At 29.9% G+C, this 17,666-nt stretch carries 13 protein-coding genes and 2 tRNA genes; 3 read left to right on the top strand and 12 right to left on the bottom strand.

From position 1 onward, the window contains the following. The first annotated feature begins 393 nt into the window (after window positions 1–393). Complete coding sequence (locus tag B3W71_RS07190) at window positions 394–1,884, top strand: Na+/H+ antiporter NhaC family protein (protein ID WP_346888259.1); 1,491 nt, start codon at window positions 394–396, stop codon at window positions 1,882–1,884. A 328-nt stretch (window positions 1,885–2,212) separates the two neighbouring features. After that, window positions 2,213–3,703 carry a Na+/H+ antiporter NhaC family protein gene (locus B3W71_RS07185; RefSeq protein ID WP_346888258.1) on the top strand — a complete coding sequence of 497 codons (1,491 nt, stop codon included), beginning with the start codon at window positions 2,213–2,215 and terminating at the stop codon, window positions 3,701–3,703. 97 nt (window positions 3,704–3,800) lie between these two features. On the opposite strand, the gene B3W71_RS07180 is transcribed toward B3W71_RS07185, so the two are convergent. The 11 genes from B3W71_RS07180 to glsA form a co-directional block, all read right to left on the bottom strand. Then, window positions 3,801–4,058, bottom strand: coding sequence for a DUF1292 domain-containing protein (locus tag B3W71_RS07180; protein ID WP_346888257.1), 258 nt, complete (start codon window positions 4,056–4,058; stop codon window positions 3,801–3,803). A gap of 173 nt (window positions 4,059–4,231) precedes the next feature. Continuing rightward, on the bottom strand, window positions 4,232–4,429 hold the full coding sequence (locus B3W71_RS07175) for a hypothetical protein (RefSeq protein ID WP_346888256.1): 198 nt from the start codon (window positions 4,427–4,429) through the stop codon (window positions 4,232–4,234). A 55-nt stretch (window positions 4,430–4,484) separates the two neighbouring features. Continuing rightward, a complete protein-coding gene (locus B3W71_RS07170; RefSeq protein ID WP_346888255.1) occupies window positions 4,485–4,724 on the bottom strand; it encodes a DUF1292 domain-containing protein in 240 nt (79 codons plus the stop codon). Between the two features lie 152 nt (window positions 4,725–4,876). Beyond that, window positions 4,877–6,241, bottom strand: a complete 1,365-nt coding sequence (locus tag B3W71_RS07165; protein ID WP_414631999.1) for a replication-associated recombination protein A — start codon at window positions 6,239–6,241, stop codon at window positions 4,877–4,879. A gap of 221 nt (window positions 6,242–6,462) precedes the next feature. Beyond that, window positions 6,463–7,830 carry a sodium:alanine symporter family protein gene (locus B3W71_RS07160; RefSeq protein WP_346888253.1) on the bottom strand — a complete coding sequence of 456 codons (1,368 nt, stop codon included), beginning with the start codon at window positions 7,828–7,830 and terminating at the stop codon, window positions 6,463–6,465. 366 nt (window positions 7,831–8,196) lie between these two features. Then, window positions 8,197–9,561: a sodium:alanine symporter family protein gene (locus tag B3W71_RS07155; RefSeq protein WP_346888252.1), complete on the bottom strand. Its 1,365-nt coding sequence runs from the start codon at window positions 9,559–9,561 to the stop codon at window positions 8,197–8,199. Between the two features lie 152 nt (window positions 9,562–9,713). Continuing rightward, a tRNA-Leu gene (locus tag B3W71_RS07150) sits at window positions 9,714–9,799 on the bottom strand. 154 nt (window positions 9,800–9,953) lie between these two features. After that, window positions 9,954–10,538, bottom strand: a complete 585-nt coding sequence (locus B3W71_RS07145) for a lytic transglycosylase domain-containing protein (protein ID WP_346888251.1) — start codon at window positions 10,536–10,538, stop codon at window positions 9,954–9,956. Continuing rightward, window positions 10,528–11,142 (bottom strand): dephospho-CoA kinase, encoded by a 615-nt coding sequence (coaE, locus tag B3W71_RS07140; protein ID WP_346888550.1) that lies wholly within the window; start codon window positions 11,140–11,142, stop codon window positions 10,528–10,530. Before coaE ends, B3W71_RS07145 begins: the two co-directional genes overlap by 11 nt. A 1-nt stretch (window position 11,143) precedes the next feature. Further along, window positions 11,144–13,777 carry a DNA polymerase I gene (polA, locus tag B3W71_RS07135; protein WP_346888549.1) on the bottom strand — a complete coding sequence of 878 codons (2,634 nt, stop codon included), beginning with the start codon at window positions 13,775–13,777 and terminating at the stop codon, window positions 11,144–11,146. Between the two features lie 769 nt (window positions 13,778–14,546). Then, window positions 14,547–15,461 carry a glutaminase A gene (glsA, locus tag B3W71_RS07130; protein ID WP_346888250.1) on the bottom strand — a complete coding sequence of 305 codons (915 nt, stop codon included), beginning with the start codon at window positions 15,459–15,461 and terminating at the stop codon, window positions 14,547–14,549. Window positions 15,462–15,654: 193 nt separating this feature from the next. On the opposite strand from glsA, the gene B3W71_RS07125 reads away from it, so the two are divergent. Next, window positions 15,655–15,741: transfer RNA gene (locus B3W71_RS07125), tRNA-Leu, on the top strand. A gap of 273 nt (window positions 15,742–16,014) precedes the next feature. Here the strand turns inward: B3W71_RS07125 and B3W71_RS07120 are convergent. Next, a complete protein-coding gene (locus tag B3W71_RS07120; protein ID WP_346888249.1) occupies window positions 16,015–17,466 on the bottom strand; it encodes a methyl-accepting chemotaxis protein in 1,452 nt (483 codons plus the stop codon). Window positions 17,467–17,666 lie beyond the last annotated feature (200 nt).

The following is a 17,666-nucleotide window of genomic DNA, read 5'->3' as shown; positions in this document are numbered from 1 at the left end:
AATGGCATGTTTTTATTATATATATGTTATTTTTTTAACATTAAAATTTTTTTCATACATATTTCCTCATAATTTAAAATACTTTTTTCTATTTTACTTAATTTATTATTTATATACTAAAATTTTTAAAATTAATTTTAGTAAACATTTACATAGTTTTTAGGAAATAATTGTTTTATTGAAATTTTTTTCTACCTATTTCTACTTTTTGATTTTAAATTTTAATATATTAACTCAAAATTTTTAATTTTTCTATAAAAAATCGTATAATTTATGTGTTTTTTCTGAAAAATGCTTGATATTTTTGTGAAAAGGTTTTAAACTAATAAAAGTAAAGAGTTTGGTTAAAAAAATAACCATATTCACTTTAATTTATTTATAGGGGGATCATAAATGAAAACTTTTAAAGGATTTTTAAAATTTGTACCAATCTTTGTATTGGCCGGTCTAATGATGCTTAAGGTTAATGTACTTACGGCAGCACCTATAGCAACAATAGTTGCTTGCCTTATAGCCTACATCACAGAAAAAATTAAACTGAACGAACTTATCGATGCTTCCATCGATAATGTAAAGGAGCTTATTTTAGTATTCTTTATACTAATGTTTGCCTATGCAATGGCAAATGCATTTATGTCAACTGGAGTTGGTGCTTCTATAGTTAACATAGCATTATCTCTTGGAGTAAATGCAAGAAGCGTTGCTGTATGTGGCTTCTTAGTAACTGGTATACTTTCTGTTGCTACCGGTACCTCTTGGGGAACCTTTGCTGCATGTGCTCCTATCTTCTTATGGCTTAACCACATATTAGGAGGAAACATTCTTCTTACTACAGCTTCAATAGCTGGTGGTGCTTGTTTTGGAGATAACATCGGTCTTATTTCTGATACTACAGTTGTAAGTTCTGGTATTCAAAAGGTTGAGATACTTGAAAGAGTAAAATCTCAAGTTGTTTGGTCTGTCATTTGTCTTGTTGTGTCTGCAATTATTATTTATGGTATGAGTATAGCACTAAAACTGCCTACAGAAGCTGCTAATACTGCACTAGCAATTGATTCTATTCCAGCAGAGGCATGGTCTGCTATTGAAGCTCAAAAGCCTGCAGCTGTTGAACTTTTAAATCAAGTTAAAAATGGAGTACCTGTCTATATGGTAATTCCGCTATTACTTGTTATAGGTGTCGCTGTTACGGGTGTACCTACTCTACTTTGTTTGTTCTTAGGAATTATTTCTTCTTATATCCTTGGTTCCTTTGCAGGAACAGTAGAAAGCCTACCAGTTTTCTTAGAATTAGTTCAAAGTGGATTTGCTGAAGCTGGTTCTTGGGTTATAGTAATGATGATGTGGGTTGGCGCCTTTGGTGGTATCATGGCTAAAATGGATGCCTTTGCTCCACTATCAGCTCTTGTTTTGAAAATTTCTAAAAACGTAAAACAATTAATGTTCTGGAATGGTGTTTTAAGTATAGGTGGTAATGCTGCTCTTTCTGATGAAATGGCTCAAATAGTAACTATTGGACCTATTATTAAAGAATTAGTTGATAAAAATGTTGAAGGAAGCGAAGAGGATATGTATAAACTTCGTATTAGAAATGCTACCTTCTCAAGTTCATTAGGTGTTTTTGGATCTCAATTAATTCCTTGGCATGTATACATAGGATTCTATGTAGGAATACTTTCTTCAGTATATCCACTACATCAATTTATAGCTACAGATATTATTAAATATAATGTCATGGCTTTTGTAACCGTAATTTCATTACTTCTTCTTACTATTACTGGATGGGATAGATTTATTCCTAATTTTGGTTTGCCAAGAGAACCTCAAGTAAAACTTAAGAAGCAAAAGTCTAAAGCAGATTCTAATGATGAAGTTTGTGCATAACAAACTATAAATTCAATCTCACAATAATTATTTAATTATTGTGAGATTTTTATATTTTACAATAACATATCTTTTAATCATTATTCATTATTCTATTATATTTATAAATATAACTTCAAATTCCTTTTACACATAATTCAATTTATTCATTTATAATACAAATTCTAAGGATAAAGTCTTATATTTCTACATAAAATTGCTTAATTTATGTGTTTTTTCTGAAAACTACTTGATATTTTATAGAAAACGTTTTACACTAAGTTTATAGAAAATTGAGTTAAATAAATAACTATGTTTTCTATAAAATTTTTTATAGGGGGATATAAAAATGAAATTTCTAAAAGCGACCTTTAAGTTTATACCAATTTTTGTATTGGCGACACTTATGATTATGAAAGTAAACGTACTCACAGCGGCACCAATAGCAACAATAGTTGCTTGCTTTGTAGCCTACATCACAGAAAAAATTAAACTCAGTGAACTTATCGATGCAGCAGTAGATAACGTAAAGGAACTTATTTTAGTATTCTTTATATTAATGTTTGCTTATGCAATGGCTAATGCATTTATGTCAACAGGAGTTGGTGCTTCCATAGTTAATATGTCACTATCTCTTGGATTAAACGCAAGAACTGTTGCCGTAACTGGCTTCTTAGTAACTTGTGTACTTTCAGTTGCTACAGGAACTTCTTGGGGAACTTTTGCGGCATGTGCACCTATTTTTTTATGGCTTAACCATATAGTTGGAGGAAATATCCTTCTTACTACAGCTTCAATAGCTGGTGGTGCTTGCTTTGGGGATAATATCGGTCTTATTTCTGATACTACAGTTGTAAGTTCTGGTATTCAAAAGGTTGAAGTTATTGATAGAATTAGAAGTCAAGGGGTTTGGTCAATACTATGTCTTATTATTACTGCAATTATTATATTTGTTGTTAGTTTAGGAATGCATTTACCTACAGATATAGCTGATGCTAAATTAGCTATTGATGCTATTCCACCAGAAGCGTGGTCTGCTATCGAAGCTAAAAAACCTGCAGCTGTTGAACTTTTGAATCAAGTTAAAGCTGGAGTTCCTTTCTATATGGTAATTCCTCTAATACTTGTTATAATCGCTGCGGTTATGGGTGTCCCTACTCTACTTTGCTTATTCTTAGGAATTGCTTCTTCATATATCTTCGGTACCTTTGCTGGAACTGTAGAAAGCTTATCTTCTTTCTTAGGTTTAGTTGAAAGTGGATTTGGTGAAGCTGGTTCTTGGGTTATAGTAATGATGATGTGGGTTGGTGCCTTTGGTGGTATCATGGCTAAAATGAATGCCTTTGCTCCACTATCAGATCTTGTTTTGAAAATATCTAGAAATGTAAGACAATTAATGTTCTGGAATGGTGTTCTATGTCTAGCTGGTAATGCTGCCCTTTCTGATGAAATGGCTCAAATAGTAACTATTGGACCTATTACTAAAGAATTAGTTGATAAAAACGTTGAAGGAAGCGAAGAGGATATGTATAAGCTATATCTTAGAAATGCAACCTTCGGTGATGCTCTTGGAGTATTTGGATCTCAATTAATTCCTTGGCACGTATATATTGGATTCTATGTAGGAATTGCTTCTTCAGTATATCCACTACATCAATTTGTTGCTACAGATATAATTAAATATAACTTTATGGCTTTCGTAGCTGTAGTTTCAATCCTATTACTTACTCTTACTGGATGGGATAGATTCATTCCTAAGTTTGGTCTTCCAAAGGAACCAGCTGTTAGACTAAAAAAAAGAAATAAAACTATAAATACTGATAAGAGTACAGCTATATAAAATAAGAAGATAACCTTGATAATTCAAGGTTATCTTCTTATCTATTAAATTGTAATTATGCACTTTCATTAACGTACACAATCTAAGTTGTCTTTCCCTACTTATCCATCTCTTCTTCAAAGATTCTATTATATTCTTCAACAACTCTATTAAATTCATCTTCATCGTCAACCATTTCATATGAAGCTTTTTCGCCTTCTCTAATTACTTTATACACATAAGCATCATCTTCTTCATCAAGAGGTGCTAAAATAACATAGTGCTCTCCATCTATAGTTAAATCTTCAACAATTTCTAGTTCCACCTTTTCCATTGTTTCTGCATCAGTGAGTGTTATTATATTCATTTCTTCCATTTCCATGTCCTCCTAAATTACTCAAAATAGATCTTATTACATTATTATTACATTATATAGTATATAACCTTATAATACAATGCGATATTAGAAATATATATTTACTGTATTATTTTATTGCTATAACTATTTATTTATTTAGACATGTATAAATTTCTTTATATTTTAATTATTTATATATAAAATTTTGTATCTGGATCTATAAGACTATCTTTTATTTCTATTCCAAATAATCCATTCATTAAAGTAGCACTTTCAATATGATGTGCATCCTGTACATCTCTATTTAAAATTTGTACTTCGTCTATAGTACTCTTTTGTGATGGTTTAATTTGATTATTTTTCTTATTTTTATTCTTAGATTTACTCATGTTAATTTTCCTTCCCTTCTTACATAATGCTAATTATTTAAGATAAAAAAGACGGTTAACTCTGTTTAGCATTGTAAGCAGTTAAAACTTCATTGAATTCTTTGCCAGCTCCTATAGAAGCATACTCAACCATTCCATTTTCTCTACTTACAACTTTATAAGCACAAGCCTCATCTGAATCCTTGGGGCCTGCAATTACATATTCATTCTTTCCTACATTAACCACATCAATAAATTCTAATTCTATTATTCTTCCATCTGCTCCTGAAACCTTTATACACTTGCTACTGCTCATCTTATAACCTCCAACTATTTCTATAATCATTAATAAAAATATGCTTAATTTAAATAGTATATTTTTTAGCTTTTAAATTAAAGTTATTTAAAAGCTATGTTATCTATTTATAAGATGTGCATAAAATGAAAAATTATTTATGTTTTTTAAATTTATTTCATATTTTTTAATATGTCCAATCTATCTTTTATACGCTTCTCATAGCCTATTGAAGTTGGAATATAATATTTTTTGTTAATTAGTTCCTTAGGCATATATTGTTGCCTAACATAATGATTTTCATAATCATGAGGATATTTGTACTTGGCCCCTTCATTTAATACCTGAGAACCACTATAATTACTACCTCTAAGATGAAGTGGAACTCTACCTATTTCTTCTTTCTCTACATCTTCAAGAGCTAAATTAATGGCATTATAAGCTGCATTACTTTTAGGTGCTCCAGCTAAATAAGTAACTGCTTGAGCTAGAGGTATTCGCGCTTCTGGCATTCCTATAAACTTTACTGCATTTAAAGCAGCATTAGCTATTAAAAGTGCATATGGATCTGCATTTCCTATATCCTCAGCTGCTGATATTACAATCCTTCTAGCTATAAATTCAGGATCTTCTCCACCATATAGCATTCTAGCAAGATAATGTACAGCGGCATCAGGATCACTTCCTCTAATACTTTTTATAAAAGCAGAGATTATATCATAATGATAATCTCCTCCTTTATCATAGCTAACTTGCTTTTTTTGCATACATTCTTCTACTACATCCAAGGTTATATGTATTGTTCCATCTTCTCTTTTATTAGTAGTTAATACTGCTAACTCTAAAGCATTTAGTGCCCTTCGTCCGTCACCACCAGCATTGCCACATATAAATTCTTTTGCTTCATCATATAACTTTATATTAACGTTTCCATACCCTAACTTTTTATCCATAAGTGCTCTATTTAATAATGACATTATATTTTTCTTTGATAAAGGCTCTAATTTAAAAATCATAGATCTAGATAGAAGCGCTTTATTAACCTCAAAAAAAGGATTTTCTGTAGTTGCCCCTACTAATGTTACTATACCTTTTTCTACATGAGGTAATAAACTATCTTGCTGGGTTTTATTAAATCTATGTATCTCATCTATAAAAAGGATAGTTTTCTTTCCACTCATAGAAATCTCTTTTATTGCTTCATCTATTACATTCTTTATGTCTTTAATACCAGAAGTTACAGCATTTAGTTCTACATAATTACATTTTGTAGTTTTAGCAATAATTTTTGCTAAACTTGTCTTTCCAACTCCAGGTGGTCCATAAAATATTAAAGATGTAATCCTATCTCCTTTAATACTCCTATATAACAACTTATCTTTAGCTAATATATGCTCTTGCCCTATAAATTCATCTAAAGTACTTGGCTTAAGTCTTTGAGCTAAAGGCTCATTAGTATCGGTATTTAAATTTACCTTTTCATCCTTTCCTTTTATCTCTTCCAAATCAAATAATGAAATATTATATCCTTTTTCCATCTTCATCATCCTTTAATAAATACTTATACTTAGTATATCATATGAACTAACATATTTTATAATATATTAAATAATAGCATAAAGCCTTCCAAAGTAAAATCTTTAACTCTGGAAGGCCTTAGCTCTATATTCTTGAAAGTATTAAGGTAATAAGCTGTGTATTTTACATTAGTAATCTAATATTACCATCAACTAAATTAATTCATAAATATTCTTTTAAATCAAAGTAAATTCTTACTTTTCTTTTCATTATAATCATCTAAACTTTTCTTAACCCCTTTTGATAATGCTAATAAAGCAACTAGATTAGGGAATACCATTAGCCCATTAAAAGTATCTGCAAGCTCCCAAACTAAATCAACTTGCACACAAGAACCTAAGAATATAAATATCATAACCAATATTCTATAAGGATTTACTCCTTTTTCACCAAACAAAAATTTTATGTTAGCTTCTGCAAAAAAATACCAACCAACAATTGTAGAAAAAGCAAAGAAGAATAAAGCGATTGAAATAAATATTCCTCCAAATTCTCCACCCATACCAATAGCAAATGCATTTTGAGTTAATACAATTCCTGATGCTCCGCTATCTAAAGCTCCAGTAGTTAGTATTACAAGAGCTGTTAATGTTAATATAACAAAGGTATCAATAAACACTCCCATCATAGCTACTAGGCCTTGTTCTGATGGATGCTCCACCTTTGCAACTGCATGGGCATGTGGTGTTGAACCCATACCTGCTTCATTTGAAAATAATCCTCTAGCAACACCATATCTGATTGCTTGTTTAACAGTAACTCCTACAACACCTCCAGCTATAGCTTGCGGATTAAATGCTCCAACTATAATCATTTCTAAGGCTGGCAATATGTTTTTATAGTTTATAAATATAATAAATAAACTACCTACAATATATAATAATGCCATTACTGGAACAATCTTTTCTGTAAAAGATGCTATACGTGAAACTCCTCCTATAAAAATAATACCTGCCAGTACTGCAATTATTACACCTACTATTCTAGGATCAATTCCAAAGGATTGCTCAAAGGCACCTCCTATAGAGTTTGCTTGTACCATATTTCCAATAAACCCAAGAGCAAGTATAATAGTTATTGAAAAAAATACAGACAATCCTTTTGCTAATTTTTTATTTTTTAATCCATTTTTAATGTAGTAAGCTGGACCACCAGTAACCTGCCCATTTACTACAGTCTTATATTGCTGAGCTAAAGTTGCTTCAGCAAATATAGTTCCCATTCCAAAGAATGCACTAACCCACATCCAAAAAATTGCTCCTGGTCCCCCCATTGTAATAGCCGTAGCAGCCCCTGCTAAATTACCAGTACCTACTTGTGCAGCTATAGATGTTGCTAGTGCTTGGAATGAAGACATTCCGTCTGCTCCTGCTTTTTTACCAAATTTTATTTTTCCAAAAACAAGCTTAAAGCTTTCCCCAAACTTTACAACCTGAACAAATTTCAGCTTAAAAGTAAAATAAATCCCCGTTCCGCATAATAAAAAAATCAACATATAGTTCCAAATAACTCCGTTGATACTCTTAACTATTTCCAGTAAATTATCCATAATATCCTCCCCATGATATTACAGCTTACTACCTTACGTTCATTATAGGCTTTAATTGTTAATTCTTCAACAATTCTGAATAATATTGCATATTTGAATATGTAATGATACTATTTAATATTCAAATAGATAAAATAGTAATCATTTAATTACAGTATACTTTTCTTTTACAATACAAAATTAATATTCTGTTATTATAGGTAATCGAACTATACACTTAACTTAATATGTGAACTTAATTATAGATTATAAAATAATTTAATGGTTTATCTATTAGAGATATAAATCTGTCTCACCGTTTAATCTATAAAATCTAAGGTACAATTATAATTTATACCTTAGATTTTATATAAATCTTATTAAGTTCTACAACATATTATTTTTCTTATGAGATATATAATCATCACAACTTTTTTTAACTATGGCAGATAGTGCAAGAAGTGCTATTAAATTTGGTAATACCATAAGTCCATTAAATGTATCAGCAAGCTCCCAAACTAGATCCACATGAACACATGAACCTATAAATATAAATATTATTACTAAAATTCTGTATGGAGTGATGCCTTTTTTACCAAATAGATATTTTACATTTGCTTCTCCAAAGAAATACCATCCTATAATTGTAGAAAAAGCAAAGAAAAATAATGAGATGGCAACAAATATTGCACCAAAGTTCCCCATCCCAATTTTAAAAGCTTCTTGAGTTAAAATAATTCCTGAAGTTCCTGTTTCTAAAGCTCCAGTAGTAAGTATAACTAGAGCTGTTAAATTTAATATAACAAAAGTATCAATAAATACTCCCATCATAGCAACTAAACCTTGTTCTGAGGAGTGTTTTACTTTTGCAATAGCATGGGCATGTGGTGTAGATCCCATACCTGCCTCATTTGAGAATAAACCTCTTGCTATACCATATCTAACAGCTTCCTTTACTGTGGCACCTATAACTCCACCCATTACTGCTGAAGGTTTGAATGCTCCTACAAATATCATTTTAAACGCGGGTAATATATTCGCATAATTCATTATTATTATTATTAGACTTCCAATAATATAGAATAAAGCCATAACTGGTACAATCTTTTCAGCAAAAGAAGCTATTCTAGATACTCCTCCAATAAAAATAATGCCTGCAAGTATTGCAATTATTATTCCAACTATCTTAGAATTAATATTAAATGCTGATTCAAAAGCACCCCCAATAGAGTTGGATTGAACCATATTACCTATAAATCCAAGAGCAAGTATTATAGTTACAGCAAAAAATCCTGCAAGCCATTTGCCTAGAGTTTTATTTTTTAATCCCCTACTAATATAATAAGCAGGACCACCTGTAATTTGTCCATCAACTTCTTCTTTAAATTCTTGCGCTAAGGTTGCTTCTGCAAAAATTGTACTCATACCAAAGAATGCACTAAGCCACATCCAAAATATTGCTCCTGGTCCTCCTGAAGCAATGGCTGTAGCAGCTCCAGCTAGATTTCCTGTGCCTACCTGAGCTGCAATAGCTGTAGCTAGAGATTGGAATGATGACATGCCATCAGCACCTGCCTTATTTCCAAATTTAATCTTACCAAAGGTAAGTTTAAAACTCTCCTTAAATTTTGTTACTTGTACGAATTTTAGCTTAAAAGTAAAGTAAATCCCAGTACCACAAAGTAAAAATATTAAGATATAATTCCATAATACTCCATTGATACTCTTCACAATCTCAAGCATATTCTCCATAATCGTCCTCCAATTTTATATTTCGTATTACATTGATATTCTTATTTAAAATCTTTAGAACAACTTTTTATTAAATCTTTAATAATATATATATCTATATGAAACGTCAAATTACAAAAAGAGAGCAATGAAAGTTATTTTCATTGCTCTCTTGGTGCAGATGGCGGGATTTGAACCCGCACGAGAGTTCTCTCACTACCCCCTCAAGATAGCGTGTCTGCCGTTCCACCACATCTGCATGATAAATTATATAATCTACTTTATCATTATATCACTATCTATTAATTGATTCAATAACCAGTGCTAACTTTATTTAAATGAACTTAATAAATAAAATCCAATTTAGTTTATACCAAATTGGATTTTACTAGTGTATCTATTCAATATACATTTTACTTTTCACTATGACCTAGATTATATAAATATCTATACATTCTATGATTAAATCTAACCCTTTGAACATAATTTTTAGTTTCCTTAAAAGGAATTTTATGAAGATTTTCACCATCACTAGAATACTTCTCATTCTCAAGCCACTTAGTAACATTTCCTGGTCCTCCATTATAAGCAGCTAATGTAAGAGTATAATCCCCCTTAAAATCTTCACTTAATTTACTTAAATACCAAGTTCCCATTCTTATGTTCAATTCAGGATTTTTAATCATCGCTTCATTAAAATCCTGTAGTTGTAAGGTTTCTGCAATCCATTTACCTGTGTCTGGCATTATCTGCATCAATCCTATTGCGCCCTTTGAGGAACTTGCATCTTCTAAGAATTTACTCTCCGTGTTAATTACTGCTGCCACTAAATTAGGATCTACATTATACATATGGCTATATTCTATAATACTTTTTTCATACTCTAGCGGAAAAAAGCTTTTAAGTATAACTTTAAAATTAACAATAATAATTATAATTATAGTTATAACTACTATTAACATGATATTCCTAGTTCCTTTATTAGATTTATAAGTCATTTTTCCCCCTAATCCTTTTAAGCTTGCTTATAATTTTCATTACTTCAATCTGCGTTTCTTGCAGATCTCCACTATTATCAATGATAAAGTCTGCAAACTTACATTTTTCTTTTGTACTCATTTGATTATTTATTCTTATAGTTGTTTCTTCCTTAGAAAAATTATCTCTCTTCATAACTCTTTCTATTTGTATTTCATCTCTTGCAATGACAACAATCACTTTATCCATATGAGTATGAAGTTTATTCTCTATTAATGTAGGTGCATCTATGATGCATATTTCCTCTCCCATATCATTATATCTATCTATTTCATTAAATATATCCTGAAAGATATTAGGCATTATTATATTTTCATATTCAAATTTTTTACTTTTGTCTGAAAATATTAAATTTCCCATTTTACGTCTTAAGAATTCTCCATTCTCATTAAAATACTCATTCCCAAAAGATTTCCTTATTTGAAATAGAATCTCTGGATGTTTTACAAGCACTTGTCTTGAAATTTTATCTGCATCTATAACAGGAATATTATTTTCTTTAAAAATCATACTTATAGTACTCTTTCCGCATCCAATTCCTCCCGTTAATCCTACCTTTAATATATTATTTTGCCTCATACCAGGTATCTCCTATGGAAATATCTACATCTAACGGAATTTTAAGATCTAGTACATTTTCCATTTGATTCTTAACTATAGACTTTACAAAATCAATTTCGTCTTTATGCACATTAAGTATAAGTTCATCATGAACTTGTAAAATCAATCTACTTTTAAGTTGCTTGGATTTAAGTTCATTAGCAACATTCACCATAGCAATCTTTATAATATCTGCTGCACTACCTTGAATAGGTGCGTTCATAGCTAATCTTTTTCCTAAAGCCTTTACAATCTTGTTAGAGGATTTTATTTCTGGAATATATCTTTTTCTATGAAGAAGTGTTGTTACATAAGATCTCTCTTCTGCTTCTTCAATTACTCTATCCATGTACTTCTGTACATTTTCATATCTCTCTAGATATGTATCAATATACTTCTTAGCCTCTAATCTTGTAATTCCTAAATCCTGAGCTAGACTAAAATCACCTATACCATAAACAATTCCGAAGTTAACAGCCTTTGCATTACTTCTCATAGTTTTAGTTACTTCCTCAATCGGTACATTAAATACTTCTGAGGCTGTAGAAGTATGAATATCTACATTATCTCTAAAAGCTCTTATCATATTTTCATCTCCAGATATATGAGCAAGAACTCTAAGTTCGATTTGTGAATAGTCCGCTGATAAAATTACAGAATCATTATTATGAGGTATGAAGACCTTTCTTATAGATCTTCCATTTTCATTTTTTATTGGTATATTTTGAAGATTAGGCTCTGTACTAGACAATCTTCCCGTAGTAGTTACAGTTTGAGTGAAGTTAGAATGTATCCTTCCATCTTCATCTATTACATTTCTTAAACCTTCTATATAAGTAGAATATAGTTTTGTAATTTGTCTAAAATATAAAATTTTATTTATTATTTCGTGTTTATCCTTTAAGGCATCTAGAACTTCTGCATTAGTAGAGTAGCCAGTCTTAGTTTTCTTAATTACTGGTAAATCTAATTTCTCAAATAATATCTTTCCAAGCTGCTTAGGTGAGTTTATATTAAATTCTTCTCCTGCTAAATCGTATATTTCTTTTGTTAGAGTTCCGATTTCTCCGCTAAATTTATCTCCCAGATTTGATAATTCATCCTTATTAATGTTAAATCCTTCATATTCCATATATGATATAACCTTAGTAAGTGGTTGTTCTACATTAAATAATAATTCTTCCATATTGTCTTCTTTAATTTCTTCTTTTAAAATTGTATATAACTCTCCAATAGCTATAACCTCATTAGCTTTAAAAGAATCATCGTCTCCACCAAAGGTTTTTCCTAGATTTTCTTCATAAAGTGTTTTTATAGAATACTCTGACCTGGATGAATCCAATAAATAAGCTGCTATTTCTACATCAAAATTTACTAAATCTAAATCAATACCAAGCTTTAGGAATGCTGTGTACCCATATTTAATACCATGAGTAATCTTTTCAATATTGGGATTCTCAAAAATTTCCTTCATAGACTTTATAAAACTTTCCTTATCTTCGCCAATGAGCTTATCACAGCAAAGTATATATGCCTGGCCTTCTGACAATACAGCTATGGTCTTCACATTAAGTTTAGAAAAGCTACTTGTATTCTCTACATAAAACTTTACAAATATTTTATTTTTTACGTTAGCTATAAACTCATTTAAAGTTTTAATTTTATCTACAACTTTAAAATCAATTACTTTTTCACTTTGTTTTTCAGATACTTCTGAACTATCTTCTGAAATATTTTCAAACTTGCTAAGAAGGGATTTAAATTGTAGTTTTAAACACATATCTCTAACTTCACTATTATTAAAGTCCCCCTTAGTTTTTAACTGTTCCATAGGTATTTCTACTGGAACTTTAGTAATAATTGTAGCTAATTTCTTACTAAAAATTGCTTGTTCACTATACTCTTGAAGGGATTCTTTAAGCTTTTTACCACTTACATTAGATATATTCATCAGAACAGCTTCTATGCTTCCATATTCTTTAATTAACTTAAACGCTGTCTTCTCTCCGATTCCCGGAACCCCTGGAATATTATCTGACTTATCTCCCATAAGTCCCTTTACATCTATATATTGGGTAGGTGTAACTCCAAAATCTTCAATAAACCTTTCCCTATTATATATTTCTTTTTCAGTAATTCCTTTTTTATTTATAACAACATTTACATTATCTGTAGCAAGTTGAAGAGCATCCTTATCACCTGTTACCACATAAACTTCCATACCGTCTTCTTCTGCTAAAACAGATATAGTACCTATTAGGTCGTCTGCCTCATATCCCTCTAATTCAAATACACTTATTCCCATCTTGGATAGTATTTCTCTTATTATAGGAAATTGCATTGAAAGCTCTGGCGGAGTTTTCTTTCTTCCTGCCTTGTAATCTTCATATTCCTTATGTCTAAATGTATTAGATGACTTATCAAAGGTAGCTACAATATAATTCGGATTTATATCTTCTTTAATTTTAAGAAGCATATTTAGAAATCCATATACTGCATTAGTGTAAACCCCTTCTTTTGTTGTAAGTTCTGGTATAGCATAAAATGCTCTATATAATAAACTATTTCCATCTAAAACAGCTAGGCTTTCTTTATTAATCTTAACCACATCCATTCAAATTATTTTAGCAACCCTATTAAATTGCCTTTTATTTTTATATCTTCCTCTATATTATTCTTAACTTTTTAACACTTAAAGTCAAGTAAATAAACATGAACCTTTTGATAAATGATTATAACATTACTTCATCATATTAACAATAAAACTTAATGTTTTAACAATAAATTTTCATCTACCATAGTATAACTATAATATATAAGACGTCTTTACTAAATAAATTTTAACAAAACCTTCTAATATAGATTTTACTCTCTATTAGAAGGTTTATACATTAACCTGTTGTGTTAGGTAAAGACACTATAGATGACACTATCAACATTCCGTACTTTATTATGAATTTGAATGATAAATCTAATCAAGCATTAATGAATAAAGCAACATTTTAACTTTTTAAAATGTCAAATGGTTTTCTATATAACTTTTTAAAATGTTAAAATATTAAAATGTTAAAATATTAAAATGCTCATATATAACTAAATAGTCATATAAATACTGATAAGAAAACTGTTGGAACATAATTCATAACTTTAAATTTTGTAACCCTCATCATGTTTAAGGCTAAGACAATAATCAAAAGCTAGCCAATACGGGTCATTTATGCAATAACTATATCCCCTGAATAATAAGAAATAAATCGTGCTAATAAAGTTATGGCTCTTTTGTATATGAATATAAATCTACTCTGCAAATATCCAACTACTGCCATAGCTACTCCAAATTACAGTTCCCAGCATCAACTTTTCTCCTTTTAAAATATACTTAAATCTAGTTCATGGGATAATCTTTCAAGAATCTTAATTCCACCTATACTATTTCCTTCAGCATCAAGGGCAGGACCTACAACTCCAATTCCCATTCTTCTAGGTACTGCAGCCATTATTCCACCACCTACACCACTCTTAGCAGGAATTCCTATATGCACAGCAAATTTTCCGGATGCATCATACATTCCACAAGTAACCATTATGGTCTTAACAATTCTACAAGCTTCCCTAGATATAATTCTTTCATTAGTAAAAAGAACTCCATCATTAGCAAGCATAGCTCCTATTCTAGCTATATCCTTACAAGTTATCTCCATAGAACAAGCTTTAAAATATACATCTAAAATTTCCTCTACATCGCCTTCGATTATGCCGTTCCCCTTCATATAGTAAGCCAGTGCTCTATTTCTATCAGCTGTTTTCTTTTCACTCTCATAGACATTATAATTTATACCTATATCTTCATTTCCAGTTATCTTTCTTGTAAATGTAAGTATCCTATTAATTTTATCCTCAGCTGTTTCTCCATTAATTAAGGATACCGTTGCAATAGCTCCTGCATTTATCATAGGATTTAATGGCTGTTTTTGTTCATGAATTTCTAAATTAGTTATTGAATTAAAACCTGACTCTGTTGGCTCCATCCCCACTTTGGTAAAAACGTATTCTGTGCCATTGTCTAAAAGAGCTAACATTAATGTTACTACTTTAGATATGCTTTGAATGGTAAATTTAACATCCCAATCCCCTGCAAAATATTCTTCACCACCTAAGTTAGTAACCCATATACCAAGAGCTTCAGGATTAGCTTTTGCTAATTCTGGAATATAGGAAGCCACTTCCCCTTTGCTTGTCCATTTTTTACAATCCTCAATTATACTATCCAAGATTCTCCTCATCATCATGTCTCCCATCTGATTTTACTTCATATAATTTTATTATAGTAATCACTTGTCTGTTTTTCAATACTTTAAATATTTACTTGTAATTATTATAAACCCTTAAATATTATTTATTATAATATACTATCTATATATAGTAAAAATACTATTGTAATCCTTAGGATATTGTGGTAAAATATTAAATGTACTAGCCGGTGTGATGGAATTGGCAGACGTGCGGGACTCAAAATCCCGTGGTGGCAACACCGTACCGGTTCGACCCCGGTCACCGGCACCAGTTTTTAAATAGAAACATCTTGATTAATCAAGATGTTTCTATTTTTTTTATTTTATTTACTATACATATAAATAATTGTTTTCACATAATAATGAGATGATAATTATAATAGAAATATTTTGGATATCAATAATTTTTGTAATAGATAGCACATTATCTATTATCTCCCTTAGAATTGAATATATTCTCAAAAAAATTTAAACGAATTAAATCTAAAAGAGCTGTTGCTCTTGACTAATTTTTAATCAAGAGCAACAGCTCATGCTTAAATTTTTAATTTTCATAAATATTTTTGTTTTCTTTATTTATTCTTTCAGTAATAGTTATAATCATTTTAAAATCATTAATTAGCTCCTTTGATAGAGTCTCTGCTTTTTTATATGTTTCTTCTGCTTCTCTATTATTATCTCTATTAATAGCATCTATACCTACTTGTCCAAATTCATGGAATTTTCTATGCTTCTCTTCTAACCTATTCCAAATAGAAAATATTTCTTTATTTTTAGGTTTCATAGAATAATAAAAATGTCCAAATCCACATTTACGCTCATCTACTTGTAGAGGTGTTATAATCCCTGTTTCAACCATATGCTTTAAGTTACATAACCAATTTTCATGGGCTACTATTGCTTTATTTATAGTATCTATGAATACTTTATTATCTATCATATAGTATCTATCATTAACTAAAGTTCCTATTGTTTTTGCAGCTCTGTCCAAATCTGATTCTATAGCAGATACTGGAATTATAACTTTACTTAAACTATCACTTACATCTCCAAGTATATCTCCACTCTCTTTTAAATAATCAATATCACCTTCAAGATTCTTTATGCTAGTAGAAACCTCATCCATAGAAGCATTTATTTCTTCACTATTAGTAGCAACGGTGCTTATTGCTTCAGTAATATTATTAATCTTGTCTCTATTTTCTTTACTAGAATCAACTACAGAATCTAAATTTTCATTTATTTTATTTAAAAATTCTACTGTGTTATCTACGCTTATATTACTCTTATTAGATGCTGTTTCTATGGCAGCTACAAATTCGTCCATACTTGAAGTTAAAGTTTTTGTCTCATCAGCTAACTTTCTTATCTCATCTGCAACTACCGCAAAGCCTCTACCGCTTTCTCCAGCTCTAGCAGCTTCTATAGAAGCATTAAGAGCTAAAAGATTGGTTTGTTCAGAAATATTATTAATAGCACTTATTACACTTTGTATATTCTCAATAACATGTATAAGGTTACCCATATCTGCTTTCATGCTATTAGAATGACTTATAGCCTCATCCGAAAATTCCTTTATTTCCGCCAATTCATCTTCATTCTTTTTAGTTGCCTCTAATAACATTGAGGAATTCATAGATAGAGTGCTAATTGCTAATGTCATATCAGCATGAGCTGCAGTAACTTCTTCTGATGTATGGGATGTTATATTTGTTGTTTGTGTAATCTTATCCATTAAGTTTATAATTTCTTTACTAACAATATTTATCTTTTCCTCTTTATCTTTTAACAATAGATCTAAACTACTCATTTGAATAACAGAGTTTAATACTAACTCTGAAATTTCTTCAAAACTTGACTTTCCAATATTTAATCTAGAATATATACTTTTTAATTTTTCTAAATTATTACTACTAATCTTTAAATTTAATTTTGGTTTTTCTAATAAGGATATATTGTTTATTACTTGATCTATTGTTGAATTATTGCTAAACATATGTACACTTCTCCTCTTTTTCAAATATATTATTTAAATTCATTTATTGACCTAATAATACTATATTTTACACAAATGATGCAATTTTATTATATCATTTATTATATTTATATAAATACTTAAATAGAATTTTTGTTAAAATCAATAATCTATATAATATATTTTTAAGTAATTAATAGATAGAAGTATATTCTGAACTT

It is taken from the genome of Clostridium sp. UBA1056, assembly GCA_002316385.1.
GTDB lineage: Bacteria > Bacillota > Clostridia > Clostridiales > Clostridiaceae > Clostridium_J.
Note: the sequence above shows the minus strand (reverse complement) of the source record. Positions and strands in the feature narration are given on the sequence as shown.